This is a genomic window from Aminobacter aganoensis, assembly GCF_014206975.1.
GTDB classification, from domain to species: Bacteria; Pseudomonadota; Alphaproteobacteria; order Rhizobiales; family Rhizobiaceae; genus Aminobacter; species Aminobacter aganoensis.
This window is the reverse complement of the sequence record NZ_JACHOU010000020.1, coordinates 42,971-55,820: the sequence shown is the minus strand read 5'-3', so window position 1 is coordinate 55,820 and position 12,850 is coordinate 42,971. Positions and strand designations below refer to the sequence as shown.

At 55.9% G+C, this 12,850-nt stretch carries 14 protein-coding genes; 6 read left to right on the top strand and 8 right to left on the bottom strand.

The window, feature by feature from the left end:
- Positions 1 to 55 precede the first annotated feature (55 nt).
- The gene (locus tag GGR00_RS24360; RefSeq protein WP_184701749.1) at positions 56 to 265 is read right to left on the bottom strand and encodes a hypothetical protein; all 210 of its coding nucleotides are present in this window, start codon (positions 263 to 265) and stop codon (positions 56 to 58) included.
- A gap of 445 nt (positions 266 to 710) precedes the next feature.
- On the opposite strand from GGR00_RS24360, the gene GGR00_RS24355 reads away from it, so the two are divergent.
- From GGR00_RS24355 to GGR00_RS28360, 3 genes are all read left to right on the top strand, one after another.
- On the top strand, positions 711 to 962 hold the full coding sequence (locus GGR00_RS24355; protein ID WP_184701747.1) for a helix-turn-helix domain-containing protein: 252 nt from the start codon (positions 711 to 713) through the stop codon (positions 960 to 962).
- Entirely contained in the window at positions 962 to 2,272 is a 1,311-nt protein-coding gene (locus GGR00_RS24350) for a type II toxin-antitoxin system HipA family toxin (RefSeq protein WP_184701745.1), read from the top strand. The genes GGR00_RS24355 and GGR00_RS24350 overlap by 1 nt, the downstream gene beginning before the upstream one ends.
- Positions 2,273 to 2,861: 589 nt before the next feature.
- Entirely contained in the window at positions 2,862 to 3,164 is a 303-nt protein-coding gene (locus GGR00_RS28360; RefSeq protein WP_246441612.1) for a glutathione S-transferase C-terminal domain-containing protein, read from the top strand.
- A gap of 165 nt (positions 3,165 to 3,329) precedes the next feature.
- On the opposite strand, the gene GGR00_RS24340 is transcribed toward GGR00_RS28360, so the two are convergent.
- From GGR00_RS24340 to GGR00_RS24315, 6 genes are all read right to left on the bottom strand, one after another.
- A complete protein-coding gene (locus tag GGR00_RS24340; RefSeq protein ID WP_184701743.1) occupies positions 3,330 to 3,956 on the bottom strand; it encodes a hypothetical protein in 627 nt (208 codons plus the stop codon).
- 729 nt (positions 3,957 to 4,685) lie between these two features.
- A complete protein-coding gene (locus GGR00_RS24335) occupies positions 4,686 to 4,991 on the bottom strand; it encodes a DUF1236 domain-containing protein (protein WP_055972471.1) in 306 nt (101 codons plus the stop codon).
- A 277-nt stretch (positions 4,992 to 5,268) separates the two neighbouring features.
- Positions 5,269 to 6,315 carry a glutathione synthetase gene (locus GGR00_RS24330; RefSeq protein ID WP_055972474.1) on the bottom strand — a complete coding sequence of 349 codons (1,047 nt, stop codon included), beginning with the start codon at positions 6,313 to 6,315 and terminating at the stop codon, positions 5,269 to 5,271.
- Positions 6,316 to 6,326: 11 nt separating this feature from the next.
- A complete protein-coding gene (locus tag GGR00_RS24325; RefSeq protein WP_184701741.1) occupies positions 6,327 to 8,195 on the bottom strand; it encodes a flavohemoglobin expression-modulating QEGLA motif protein in 1,869 nt (622 codons plus the stop codon).
- Positions 8,192 to 9,010 (bottom strand): N-formylglutamate amidohydrolase, encoded by an 819-nt coding sequence (locus GGR00_RS24320; RefSeq protein WP_055972681.1) that lies wholly within the window; start codon positions 9,008 to 9,010, stop codon positions 8,192 to 8,194. The genes GGR00_RS24325 and GGR00_RS24320 overlap by 4 nt, the downstream gene beginning before the upstream one ends.
- Before the next feature lie 409 nt (positions 9,011 to 9,419).
- Positions 9,420 to 9,761: a PRC-barrel domain-containing protein gene (locus GGR00_RS24315; protein ID WP_184701739.1), complete on the bottom strand. Its 342-nt coding sequence runs from the start codon at positions 9,759 to 9,761 to the stop codon at positions 9,420 to 9,422.
- A 246-nt stretch (positions 9,762 to 10,007) separates the two neighbouring features.
- Here GGR00_RS24315 and GGR00_RS24310 point away from each other — a divergent pair, with 246 nt between their 5' ends.
- The gene (locus tag GGR00_RS24310) at positions 10,008 to 10,241 is read left to right on the top strand and encodes a DUF1344 domain-containing protein (protein ID WP_244487776.1); all 234 of its coding nucleotides are present in this window, start codon (positions 10,008 to 10,010) and stop codon (positions 10,239 to 10,241) included.
- 188 nt (positions 10,242 to 10,429) lie between these two features.
- On the opposite strand, the gene GGR00_RS24305 is transcribed toward GGR00_RS24310, so the two are convergent.
- Positions 10,430 to 11,008, bottom strand: coding sequence for a peroxidase-related enzyme (locus GGR00_RS24305; protein WP_280137932.1), 579 nt, complete (start codon positions 11,006 to 11,008; stop codon positions 10,430 to 10,432).
- A gap of 412 nt (positions 11,009 to 11,420) precedes the next feature.
- On the opposite strand from GGR00_RS24305, the gene GGR00_RS28685 reads away from it, so the two are divergent.
- Positions 11,421 to 11,672, top strand: a complete 252-nt coding sequence (locus tag GGR00_RS28685; RefSeq protein WP_082496441.1) for a DUF982 domain-containing protein — start codon at positions 11,421 to 11,423, stop codon at positions 11,670 to 11,672.
- A gap of 17 nt (positions 11,673 to 11,689) precedes the next feature.
- Positions 11,690 to 12,298, top strand: a complete 609-nt coding sequence (locus GGR00_RS24295; RefSeq protein WP_082496442.1) for a DNA-3-methyladenine glycosylase — start codon at positions 11,690 to 11,692, stop codon at positions 12,296 to 12,298.
- Positions 12,299 to 12,850: the final 552 nt, after the last annotated feature.

Here is a 12,850-nt window from a genome sequence, read left to right as displayed (position 1 = left end):
CCGCCGGCTTTCGTGATACGAAGCATAGGTCTCGGTGTCTTGGAGGCTTCTCCATCTATCTGGAGAAGCCTTGTTGCAGCTGCGGCAACTGCACCGCTCGAGTGGTCGGTGGTAGGACCGCACCCCCATCGGCCAGCAGCGCAATTAATGAAGAGGCAACTGCGAGGCCAACCAGCATCGCTACCACAAGCAACGCGCCCGCAATCCCAACTTGCCCTCTGGCAATCAGACGAAAACCGAACAACGAAATGTCAAACCTGTTCATCAATGCCTCCTTAGCTAATGAGGGCATTGTCCCGCACGAACGCGACACGTGGAAAAGATTGCTGACACTTCCCGACAACTCGTCAGCGAAAATGGTCTGTGAGCAGTCCGACCCACTGAGGCTGGTGCAGTTATAGTCGGACGGCTCCGGCATGCCGATGGAAGTGTGCAGGGCGGCTTGCCATCTCGACGAGCCCGCTATTCTCGGGGTTGACGCAAAGGGTAGTCCGATGCGGTCTACCTCTCATTGGCAGGTTCAGACCCTTGTCCAGACGTGGGAAGAGAGCCGGGCTAATCCGCGCGTCACTCGGCCCATGGAAGTATTCCTAATTAGGGTTTGCGTATGCCCTTGCGTTATACGTGAAGGCGTATTTTTCTATTTAATGCGCAAAACCGTATATTGACACTTTATACGTGAATTCGTATATTTGTTTATGGAGGTCAACATGGCTGATCAGATTGCCCGCAGCGAAAAACAACTTGGCGCTATCCTGCGCCGGGCCCGCAAGCAAGCCGGCCTGACGCAAGGCACGCTCGGTGACCACATCCATCTGCGCCAAGGCACCGTCTCCCGCCTTGAGGCTGGGGAGCCCGCCGTCCAACTGCGCACGCTGATGACCGCGCTCTCGGCTCTCGACCTCGAACTCGTCGTCCGTCCCCGCAGCAAGGCGAGCGATAGCATAGAGGACCTGTTCTAATGACTCGCCGCCGGGCCCACGCGCCCCTCAATGTTTTTCTGAACAGCCGCCTTGTCGGCGTGCTGCACCGCGAATCCACCGGCGCCATCGACTTTCAATATGCAAAAGGATGGCTCGAATGGGAAAACACCTTCCCAGTCTCGATCTCTCTGCCTTTGCGCGAGGACCGTTATATCGGCGCGCCGGTCCTCAACGTCTTCGACAATCTGCTGCCGGACAGCGATGCCATCCGCAAACGCGTCGCCGAACGCGTCGGCGCAGGCGGTACGGATGCCTATAGCCTGCTGACGGCTCTTGGACATGACTGCGTGGGCGCGCTGCAATTCCTTCCCGACGGCGTCGATCCGGGTAGGGCTGGCACTACCGATGGTAATCCCGTCACCGACGAGGACGTCGCCGCCATCATCAACAACCTCACGGCCTCCCCCCTCGGCATGAGTGAGGACCAGGATTTTCGCATCTCGATTGCAGGGGCGCAGGAAAAGACCGCCCTGCTCCGCAAGAACGGAAAATGGTTCAAGCCCGCAGGGACCACTGCCACCACGCATATCTTCAAGCCCCAGATTGGCCAGCTCCCGAACGGAATCGATCTCTCGAACAGCGTAGAGAACGAATATCTCTGCTTGAAATTGCTCGCCGCCTTTGGCGTGCCGACCGCCCACAGCGAGGTTGCTGATTTTGGCGACCGCCGCACGCTCATCGTCGAGCGTTTCGACCGCCGCTGGGCCAATGACGGACGGCTTTTGCGCCTGCCGCAGGAAGACATTTGCCAGGCCTTGTCCGTGCCGCCCACGCGCAAATACCAGTCCGATGGCGGGCCTGGTATGCGCGACATTATCCAACTCCTGAAGGGAAGCGACAGGCCGGAACAGGACATTGCTACCTTCATGCGCGCGTGCATTCTGTTCTGGATCCTGGGCGCCACAGATGGCCATGCAAAGAATTTCAGCATCACTTTGGGTCCCGGCGGGCGCTTCCGGCTCACCCCGCTCTACGATGTGCTGACCGCTCAGCCGAGTCTCGATGTTGGTCAGATTCAGCAAAAAAAATTCAAGCTCGCCATGTCCGTGGGCAAGAACCGTCACTACTCCGTCGAAAAAATCTTGCCGCGCCATTTCGTTCAGACCGCAGAGTTGGCAGGCGTCGGCTTGCCCCTGACACGATCGATCCTCGAAGACCTCGCTGCAAACGCCGAGAAAGTGACCGACATCGTTGTCGACGCGCTCCCGCCCGGCTTCCCCGAACAACTCGTCACGTCAGTCAGGGTGGCCGTGAAAAGTCGTGCCCGCCTGCTGGCGCATATTTCCTGAAGCCAACCTAAAAATCGCTCTCCTCGGGTGGCTCCTCGAAGAGCAACTCGGAAGACCGGATTTCTTGGAAGGTCAGCGGCGGAGATAGCGCGCAAGGGAATCGAGCATGTTTTCCCACCCCGATAGATGCTCGGCGACACCATCCTGTCCGTCGAAATAAAGTCCGTGCTCAGGCGCAAATGCGAACCGTCGCCTGCCTTCTCGAGGTGATGGCTACGGTTCCCGCAAAACTGATCCGTTCGTCGCTGGCGAGAGAATTGGTCACCGTTACAGCTAAAACGGCGCGATGCGCCTCCTTGACGGAGAGAAACAATGGATTTCTACCATACGCTTGGCAGTAGCTCCGAGGCCACGCACATCATGCTGCGCGAAGCCGGGTTCGCTTTCGCCCACATAAGGTCGACACCTTCAGCCACACGCTGGAGGACGGTCCGACTACACGCGCATCAACCTGAACGGCTATGTTCCGGCTATCGTTCTCGAAGACGGAACGCTCCTAACGGAGAACGTTGCCATCCTCGATTGGCTCACCGGCTGTGCCGGATCTTTTCCGTACGGAAATGAACTCAGCCGACTGCGGCATCTGCAGATGCTCGCCTTCATGTCCAGCGAGCTGCACAAGCGATTCATTCCATTGTTCTTCAGCGAGGATGAAGCGGAACAGGCTCGCCTGTGTCAGGTTGTGGAGCCTCGCCTCATCTGGATCGGCGCAGAGGTGCAGGGCGCGTACCTTTTCGGCGAAAGCTTCACCGGCGCCGACGCGATGCTGTACGTCATCCTGCGTTGGGCCAGGATGGTCGGAATCGAACATCCCGTCGGGCTGAGTCAATTCATGGAGAACGTGGAGCAGCGCGACTGCGTTCGCCATGCACTGGCAGCAGAAGGGCTGTAGCTTCTTGACGCTTCCGCATAGAACGGCCACCGTCCCTTGCAGGCTAAGATTTGCCTTGCGCACCACGCAACATGCAGGTCTTCTTGCCCTTTGTCGAAGCAACGAAAACTGAATTCAGGCGTGGCGGGAAATTACCCGTTTCCAATTGCCGGATTTCCATCACCGTTATCTAAGCAATCCATCAAGGTCGAAGTCATCCCAACCTTCCAGCTTCGACAACCTAGCTTCTGGTGTCTTCATGGCGAAAGCCGCCGCGCGTTTGCGGGCTCGCGTAAGCGCAGCCTTTCCTGCGGCACGACGTCGGTTTTCGGAAGCGGTAGTGGCATCCTTCTCTCGCCACACGGAAACTAAGTCGCGATCGAGCACGTCCTCGATTTGCCGCGGATCGAACACGTGGAAGGTGATTTTCCGCGCGCGACCTTGCAGCTTAACTGTCCTGGTGCCGGCGCTCTGTAAGCGACCATCTTTCAGCCAGCGATGTCGTTCGGCCGCACTTATCGTCAGGATATCTTCGACTTCTCTAGGAATGACGGGTAGGTCTTCGATGGCCCGCAGCGTACCAGCAATGACCTTAATTACGTCGAGCCAGTCACCATCGCTTTCCTCCGGCACGAGAAGGACCAATTGCCCAGTCTGCACATGAAGGAACTTTCGTGCCGCCAGCGGTAAGCGGGCCCGTACCTCAAGAAGAATGCCTCTAGCGCGCACTGCCGACCCGAGTGTGGCCGCCGTGGGCAGAACCCATTCTCCCACGAGCTTTATTGGGGTTTGTGTCTTCGGTCGTAAGGTCATTCCGCATCAGATAGGAGTTTCGACCGACTGATCCAGGGGCATGAGAGGATCCGGTCGGACGAAAAAGGGCAGAGCTGTATCGGATTCCCAAAAGACGGGACTGCTCAGAGCCCTGACGCTCAAATGTGGCGTGGAACAAGACTCAGTGAGGATTCAATACCGAAGGAGCTAGTCGTGGCTAAGATGTTGCCGAGAAGTCCCAACGCGCCCTTCGCCCTGTGCAGAACACACCTCCTCGACAGCGACAGAAACGTCAGTCTCATGAACGACAAGCGCTGTCAGGGTCGGCACGCGAATAATGATAGCCGTCGTTGAGGCTGGGGCCACCTGCAGTATCACGGACTTGTCTGTACGTACGTGCGCTCGCTCATTGGCATCTCGCTAATGACCCTATACCCCAATCACCGATCACCCGAAATCTCTACGAGATCACAAGCCACAAAATCATCGCGATGGCGGCGACGACCACTGTCCAGTAATACCAATCCTGCCAGGTCATTGGTGCGAGCGGACGCTTTGCGTTCCGCGCCTTCTGAGCGTGCACCATTTTACTCCAACCTAAATGAAATTTCATATAGAGAGTATCGTTTCACGAGCGGCTTCGGCAGCATGCTTCTGTTTCCAGCCCGTTAGTTCAAAAAGTAGGCGCCTGCCGCGAAGCAGGCACCTTTTAGGTCATGCACTGTAGCGGAGGCCCTGCTCTCGCGAGGTACCTACCCGCTTGGCTGGTTAGTCCATAATATAGACTACCTTGCGAGTCTGGGGGTCGATCAGCACAGTCCGACCGTCCATGACGACATACTGATACTGATTTGGCATTGTGTTTTCGGCAAGTGCGCCGGGCTTGAGAATGTCAGGTACAATGGCTCCAACTACCAGTTCAAAGTTGGACGGACGTTCAACAACCACCGGATTCGTTTTCACATACTCGCGGACCACGACTTCCTGTTCCGGGGTAACAACAACTGTTTGGGCGGCAGCGAAAACGGTACCGGCAAACAAGATCGCTGTGGCAAGGGTGCTTCGGAAAATCATCTCAATAGCCTCTCGTTGGTTGCAGTGTAACAATCGACGTGGACCAAATCGGTTCCCTTACGTCGCGCCGAGGGGAAGCTGTTGGTCTAGAGCGCAAAGGTTTCCGCATCGCTGCTCCTGCGTGATTGACAGCATCCGCAGGGAGCCGGGCTCATCGGTGTCTTGGCAGACAATCATGCCGCCCTCGTGAGCTAACCCAAACGCTCAAGAACAGTTTTTCGCTCTGTGGGCGTTGAGGCCGCTGGCCGCGTAGTCGACCTAAGATCGCGCACCAGATTTATAGCGTGGACAAGCGGGCGTTCGAAATGGCCATTCCATACGCTTGGCGCAGTGCCAGTTTCTCTTCCAGTATGTCGATGACAGATGCACTAAAATCTGCCTTGTACATCGCTGCGAGCCTCGTCAGACCGCCTGGTGTAAAAACATTGATCTCGAGGAGTTTGTCACCGACGATATCCAGCCCGACGAGAAACATGCCATCCTGCACCAGTTTTGGGCGCACGGTCTCGGCCAGAGCCAGCATTTGGTTGGTCACCTTAACCTTGCGCGCAGTTCCAGCTGCATGGATGTTGGATCGGACATCCCCCTTTGCTGGAACCCGGCGGAAAGCGGCATAGCTGCCATCTCGCTCAAGTGGCCGGCCGTTAAGCAAAAACAGGCGCACGTCACCAGCTTTGGCCTCGGGAATGTAAGTCTGCGCGATCAGATAACCATCTCCGCTCGCCGCCTCGAAAATCTGGTTCAGATTTGAATCGTCCGGGGTCGCAATATGGAAGACATTCTTGCCACCGGATCCCTGAAGCGGTTTGACGATGCACCCTTTGGGCTGATCGTCTATGAACGCGCGAATTTCAGCAATGCTGCGGGAGATCAGCGTGGCGGGCCTGACAAGGGCAGGGAATGCCTGGAGGTAAAGCTTGTTCTGTGCCTGAGCGAGCCCGTCAGGATCATTGACCACCATTACTCCGTGTTGCGCGGCAAGTCGCCCAAACATAATGCCCGCATTGGCGGCCCATGGTCGTTCGCTCGCGTCGAGTGACGGGTCGTTTCGTAGAAACAGAATGTCGATGTCGCCTACAGCGAAGATCTTCTTCTGGGCGCTCGCCCCCTGCAAGGCGGCATAAAGCTTATCGGAGGTCCTGTAGGACGCACTTGGCAGAACCACACCGCTTACGGCTAAGCTATCGTCTGGACGCAAAATGAAGTCACCCGGTTCGACATAGATAACCGAATGCCCGCGTTGACTTGCGGTCAGCGCAAGCGTTGTCGTCGTGTAACCGGCAGTTTCTCTCTCAACGGAATTGACAAAGAAGGCAATGCGCATTGGAGCTCCTGTCATGTCGAAATCATGTCGATTGGATCCATCCCAGCCATCGCCTTCTTAAGGCGCGGCCGCGCCACTTGAGACGACAGGAATGCAGGTTCAAATCGAGGTGCACGAAGCAAGCCTCTGGTGCGGAGCTCTTCAATCGCGCCGAAATGGGCGGCCGAGATTTTGCCTACCCAAAAAGGCGTTAGGCTGCCACCGTTCCTCAGGTGATGGAGGACTTGTAGTACGCCGCGCAAATAGATGGCGTCTTTGGCAAGGCCACCACCTCGGAACACACGCAACACCACGTTGTAGGCGGCGGGGCAATCGAAACTGAAATCGTCTTTGAGTATCCTGAAAGTTTCTTCGAACGTAGCGCCATCGAGCATTGCTTGGCAGGCGAGAACCCTTGCCGCAATCAGCCTCAGCCGCGTTGCTGTCATGCCACCGACGAGATATTCCGCCAACACAGCGAGCCCTTCCTGCATGCCCTCATAACCCGCCAGGCCGTTACGGAGCATGGAAAGTCCCTGCGTCTCCCCGTTAAAATAGGTGAGCAAATGAACGCCGATCTCGTGACTTAACAGCGCCATCAGACGCTCGGGCGGGACAGAAGTATTCCGCGACACCAGAAGCCGGTTTCGAGATACCAAGAGACCAGCTGGCAAATCCGCGCGAATTTCCACGGACGCCTTGAAATCGGGGCAGGCAGCGCTGTATCGAGCAATCATTTCTCGCGCTGCTGCAGCGACGGCATCTGCGCTGAGACTTTTTGCTCCTGCCTTCCGCTTGGCGACAGCCACGTTGTTGAGAATTCTTCCTGCCCTTACGGCCAGGTCGGGCTCGACGTTTCCATAGAGGGCACGTCCCAATTCAGCAAAGCGTGAGGTTTCGCGGGACGCGAGCATCGACAATTGGAGATCAAGTTCTTGCTGTTTTTCGCAAAGAAGTCCGGCAAGAAGGGGATCCTCGAGATGATCGAGCGAAACCGAGTAGAGTTTTCGCTTCTCTGCGGAGACGTCGAAGGGGAGCGGCCGATAGAGTAGGGTCGGCATCCGTTGGAATCCGTTTGCCTCAAACTCCAGATACCCCTGCTCGGAATTGATTGGCGTCACCGCAAGCAGAAAGTCGAAGGCAGACGCTACCTTATCAATGTCGCGATCGGCTCGCGCGACTGCCTCGATAAACACACGCCGTCCCAGCGAACGATGGGTAGTCGGGGAGGGCAGCTTCGACGCCTGGAGGAAAGCGCTTACTGCCTGCAGCGTGGAATCCACAATGTTGCTCACAACAAGATCGCGCAAAGCCGGGTAGACGCCATTGTCGCCGGTCATCCGGTAGATCGGCGCAAAGCGGACGATGAGACATGGTATCTTTCCGAGAACGTCAGAAAGCTGCGGCCCTTGCCATTCGGCTAGGTTGAGGTCGCAGACACGCGGCGTCCGATATTTTACCTCTCGCTCAGCAGCCGCAGCAGCAAAACGTTTGAGTGCAGCCTTTTCCTGAGCGGTATTACCGGTTGCCAGAGCAATTTCGAATGGTGGGAGAAAAGGAGCATCGTCAGTCAGGAACCTGTCTATGCTCAACTCTCCGATGTCGATGATCAGGAATGCTCCGCACTGTCGAAACATTTTCATCGCAACCAATCGAGCCACTTGACTAGCGAGCCTGGGATGGGGGGCGATCAAATAAGAGGCGTTGGCAGAGGCGGCATCGAACGCAGCTGTGTGGTCTGATCCTATATAGACGCATAGAAAGGGCAAAGGCCGATCTATGTGTAACCGGCCGCCATCGGCAAATTCATGGCGTATTGGCCTGCCCTGTTTGAGCAGGGCGTCGATATCGGCTTCTACTGGTGCTAGCGTAGGGTCTGGAGCGGCCAGCTTTGGATTCATTCCATCCCTCGCAGAGCCGCCTCTAAGACCGGCACTGTCGACGCAAGCATGGCGCGTAATTTGCCCAAAATTGCTTGGTCAGGCTTACCACTCCACTCATCCATGAAGATTTTCTTGAACTCGACCGCAATCGCGCATCCGGTTTGAGGAAAATTGGCGTGCACGAAGCGCGCTTGCTCGCCTTTGCCCTGAAACGACACATTCTCGCGAACGTCTATCCGCTCTCCGTTGAGGCGATGGCCCCGCAAGGTCTCGATGAAGGGATCAAGTATTGGCGCCCAGCGCTTCCGGTCCATCGAGAAAGTTCCGATGTTGATGTCAGGCGCTTCCTCTTGCGGTGCAGCCTGCGCGTCCGGCCCATTTCGGCGATGATTGTAGCTGTGGACATCGACCAGAACGAATCTGCCAAAACGTTCCTCTACATCCATCAATGCGCGCTTCAAAGCGCAGTAGTAAGCATCATGAAAGGCATGAACATCGCTTATCAGCGCAAGAGAAGGTTTCTTCCGCCAGACATTCAGGCCCCAGGATTGGTCTGGCGACAGATAAATCGCAGCCTCCCGCGCGCGGTTCAGGTCTACCTGGAACCGCGACTGATGAACGACGATCTGGGTGGGAAAATCTAGGATAAAGAGGTCGGTAAAGGGATCTTCCTCCCTCAGCCGGTCGGCATCGGCAAGCGACATCAGCGATTGGTAAGCTTCTCTCACCTCCGAACCGCTGTGAATAGCAGTTCCAACTACTGGTGAATCTCCCAGCTTGATGGTCCATCCGCTCGGTGACCCCACCGGGTCTATCGTAGAAGTCTTGTCCACGACATTCAAATGCACGGAAGACTGGACGGTTCCCATTTGCAGGAATGGTGCTTGACGCGAGGACGGGTCGCGAAGCGATGCGGCGCATGTCACCGGCCGACGAATGTGCGAGTGAGGGCTTCTTTGTAAGGGATTCTTGCCATTTAGGTGCCATCCCGACCCCGCAGCGTTCAGGTGGTTGTATTCGTATCCAGGCCCCTTGTTGTGTCTGGCCAACTAGCAGGGGATCGACGGTGGCGACGAATGTCGAGTTTGAGAACGTCAAGGGCGCGCTGTAGGGCGGTTCGGCTAAGACTTGGAACAAATCTTCCTGCAAACTGGGATGAGCTGACGCTTGCGAGCGGCCCACTCGCTCGTAGCCGAGCACATTACTAAGCTCATGCTAGTTGCCTGAACCTAGGGCAAGTTTTCACCAATCGGGTTGCGCTCCGTAATATCCATATATCTGTCGAGTGTTGCGTTCGGACCAATCGAATTCACTGGCTGAGATGTATCGAGGGGCTTTTTCAAGTTGCTCTTTTGTGATGTCGAGTTTGAAGCCAGCTACTTTTTCGTCATAAGACAGCTTGGCCCAAGGCACAGGATAGTGTTCGTCTGCCAAGCCAAGGAAGCCTCCAAAAATGAGGACCACGTGAACCACGCGGCCTCCAGTTCGGGTCAACACCAAGCTCTCAACCGAGCCGATCCGGACGCCAGTTAGATCGTAAACCTTTGTGCCGATGACGTTACTGCTGTCGATCACATCGTGCATTTCCAGGTCCTTTTAAAGAACGAACATGGAGCCGCAACGTGTCTTGAAACGAGGAGTTCCGAGGTCGAACCAACTTTTCCAACGGTGCAATATTGATACCCGCTTGGGTGGTGAAGCGAATGGACGTTCCTAGCGGTGGTCATGTTGCGTCGTTGGCAGGACAGGCTTTTTGCAACCATGAAGTTCCTCTGGCGTTGATGACACTGGGCGGGTTCAGCGAAGGAGAAAATGATGAGGAAAATCTGCATGGCACTCGGTGCCTTAGCCCTCATGAACAGCGCCGCGTTCGCCACCACAAAAGACGGTGTAGTGAGCGAATTCATCCCGGAAACAAAGGTTATCACCTTGGAGGACGGAAGTAGTTTTACCGTGCCCCCCGATGTTGCCATCCCATCAGGCATAGTTCCCGGAGCCAAGGTTTCAATTACCACCGATGACGATGATGCAACCAAGGTAACCGGAGTCACGCTGTCCCCATAGGCGACTGCTGGTGATCTAATCCAATGCGCCGCTCGGTTAGCGTCGAGCGGGCCTTGGGTAATGCGAAAACGCTGGACGAATCCTGATTTCACTGCGCTTGAAATCCTCGCCATCAAGCGGTTCAGTTCAAGCCTTAAGTCGACTCGCCACGCCTCCGGACTTGGTGCGAGCCTGTCGCAACGGGTCCGCTAGTCACGTCCCATTGAGTAGAACTCTCGGTTCGGTCGCAAGCTGGTGACATTCGCCAGACGGTTTGAGAGACCGAAGAAGGCGGCAATCGCGGCTATGTCCCAGGCATCTTCCTCGTTGAAGCCATGCTCTTTAAGTTTCTCAAAATCAGCATCGCCGACCAGTTGCGCGGACTGGCTCACCATTGTGGCAAAGTCGAGCATCGCCTTCTGTCTTTTAGTGACGTCGGCCTTACGGTAGTTAGTTGCAACTTGGTCAGCAATCAGTGGGTTCTTTGCCCGGATGCGCAGAATAGCACCATGGGCGACCACGCAGTATTGGCATTGGTTCAAACTGGACGTAGCCACAACGATCATCTCACGTTCGGCCTTCGTAAGGTTGCCGGGCTTGTCCATCAACGCATCATGGTAAGCGAAAAAGGCCCGAAACTCCTTTGGTCGGTTGGCCAGTACCAGAAATACATTGGGGATGAAGCCTGACTTTTCTTGCACCGCCGCGATACGCTCCCGTATGTCAATTGGCATATCGGCGAGACTGGGAACGGGGAAGCGACTAACGGGAAGGTCGTTGGGGGACAATTTGGTTCTCCTTGAATTCGCGACTTGGTGGCAACGCTTGGAGAGTGGCATAACACGCGGCGGCGTCCATAGCGGTTGTCGTCCTCGGCGCCTCCCGAGCTAGTCAATGGTGCGTGGCTCATCGCGACAATCTGCCTGGTAATCGCGGATAAACTCACCAGACGCCTTGAGGCTACTTCTGATGTAAATTTCTCAACAAATTCTCCGGCCAGTTTTCGGGCTGTTGCATCAATTAATCTCGACCCCAACTGCCGATTTTCTGCCTGGGCCATCTTTGGGTTCGAGGACAAGGATATTTCCAAGCAGGCCTCCACACGGTGCGGGCTATGAGCCAGCGTTGGTGGGGTTTTTTCCGTTATTGCACCAAAAATATCTGGCCGGAACCTATGGGCAGGGTACTGGTTGTTTCCTGATGCGTGTCGAATTCGATCAGCCCGTAGTGGTCGCCCTGGGCAAGCCGGGAACTTCAAGGAAGGTCACCACGGTCATGGAGGCCATCTATTGTATTCGGCATGAGAAGTGGCCGCGAGCGCCGGGAGCAATTTTACGAAATGCCTGCCGCCTCTTGGATGAAGCGAGAATGGGCAACGTTGCGCCGAGCGAGGCAAGAAAGGCGTTCTCAGATGCTGCCGAGGAAGCAAACATACTTGTGAATAGGTCGTAGAGCGTGGCGTCCCCAAAATACCGCTATGGAGGTCCGTTATTTCAAGTTTCGTCCAGTCCACGTACTTCTGGGATCGCGCGCCTGACGCCGTTGCGCTTGCACTCATTGGATCTCGGTTCTGCATTGAAGGTGTGGGAGGCATGATAGTTGAAACAGAGGCCTACTCCGCAGATGATCCAGCCTCGCACAGTTTTGGCGGCGAAACGCGTCGGAATGCGGCTATGTTCGGCCCCCCTGGACATGCTTACGTGTATCGGTCTTACGGGCTCCATTGGTGCCTGAATTTCGTTTGCCAGCGCGGCAGTGCCGTTTTGCTACGTGCCCTTGAACCACTTTATGGCGTCAATCGCATGGTTGAACGCCGCAACGTGACCCAACTTCACCTGCTTTGCTCCGGACCAGGGCGTCTCTGCCAGGCTCTGGGGGTCGACGCTTCCTATGACGGGATCTCCCTCTTTGACGAGCGTTTTGCTTTCGAGCCTTCCGTCTCGGACATGCCTGTCGCATCTGGCGTTCGGATCGGCATTTCGAGAGCAACTGACAAAGCTTGGCGCTTCGGGTTTGCCAACTCGCCCTATCTGAGCAAGCCCATTGGAGAACTCAGCCCTGGCAAGAGACGGATCTAGTTCAAGAGCATTGCGAGTTCAGCAAGCGGTCGGCATTTGGGGACACAAAGATTGGACGATGCTATCGCAGCGATAGTCACCAAGCTCGCGATACCGATCGCCGCCCCCAAGGCTGCTACTCGGGTCTCCTTAGCATCGTGCCGGCGCACTCCTCTCAAGGCTGCTTGAACAAAAGTCCAGAGCAGGTAGAGAGTTGATGTCAAAGCTAGAGCAAACATCGTCGCCACAAACTAGCCTTTCAGATAGCCCTATCGGCAACGATGAATGGCCAAAGCTGGTTCCATATCTGAAACGGACAGGCTTTGAGGCAACCCGGCTTAATCCTTCAAGACACGCTTACAGCAGCAGAATTGCGAACCCCTAAGAGCATTGTCCTTTTGTCGTTCTTGACCACGGATCTTGAGGGGTACGTACGGGTCCATTCCTGCCAAACACTTGCATTCTGGCCTGGCTATCTCTTGGCAGCGGAGGTTCATGGGATTGTTCGTGGCCAAGTCAAGATCCCGCATAACTATTTCTCCATGACATTGGGAACCTTCTGCCACCTGCGCG

Coding starts and splice junctions, on each gene's coding strand:
- GGR00_RS24360 (WP_184701749.1), bottom strand. CDS start 265: ATGAACAGGTTTGACATTTCGTTGTTCGGTTTTCGTCTGATTGCCAGA.
- GGR00_RS24355 (WP_184701747.1), top strand. CDS start 711: ATGGCTGATCAGATTGCCCGCAGCGAAAAACAACTTGGCGCTATCCTG.
- GGR00_RS24350 (WP_184701745.1), top strand. CDS start 962: ATGACTCGCCGCCGGGCCCACGCGCCCCTCAATGTTTTTCTGAACAGC.
- GGR00_RS28360 (WP_246441612.1), top strand. CDS start 2,862: ATGCTCGCCTTCATGTCCAGCGAGCTGCACAAGCGATTCATTCCATTG.
- GGR00_RS24340 (WP_184701743.1), bottom strand. CDS start 3,956: ATGACCTTACGACCGAAGACACAAACCCCAATAAAGCTCGTGGGAGAA.
- GGR00_RS24335 (WP_055972471.1), bottom strand. CDS start 4,991: ATGATTTTCCGAAGCACCCTTGCCACAGCGATCTTGTTTGCCGGTACC.
- GGR00_RS24330 (WP_055972474.1), bottom strand. CDS start 6,315: ATGCGCATTGCCTTCTTTGTCAATTCCGTTGAGAGAGAAACTGCCGGT.
- GGR00_RS24325 (WP_184701741.1), bottom strand. CDS start 8,195: ATGAATCCAAAGCTGGCCGCTCCAGACCCTACGCTAGCACCAGTAGAA.
- GGR00_RS24315 (WP_184701739.1), bottom strand. CDS start 9,761: ATGCACGATGTGATCGACAGCAGTAACGTCATCGGCACAAAGGTTTAC.
- GGR00_RS24310 (WP_244487776.1), top strand. CDS start 10,008: ATGGCACTCGGTGCCTTAGCCCTCATGAACAGCGCCGCGTTCGCCACC.
- GGR00_RS28685 (WP_082496441.1), top strand. CDS start 11,421: ATGCGTGTCGAATTCGATCAGCCCGTAGTGGTCGCCCTGGGCAAGCCG.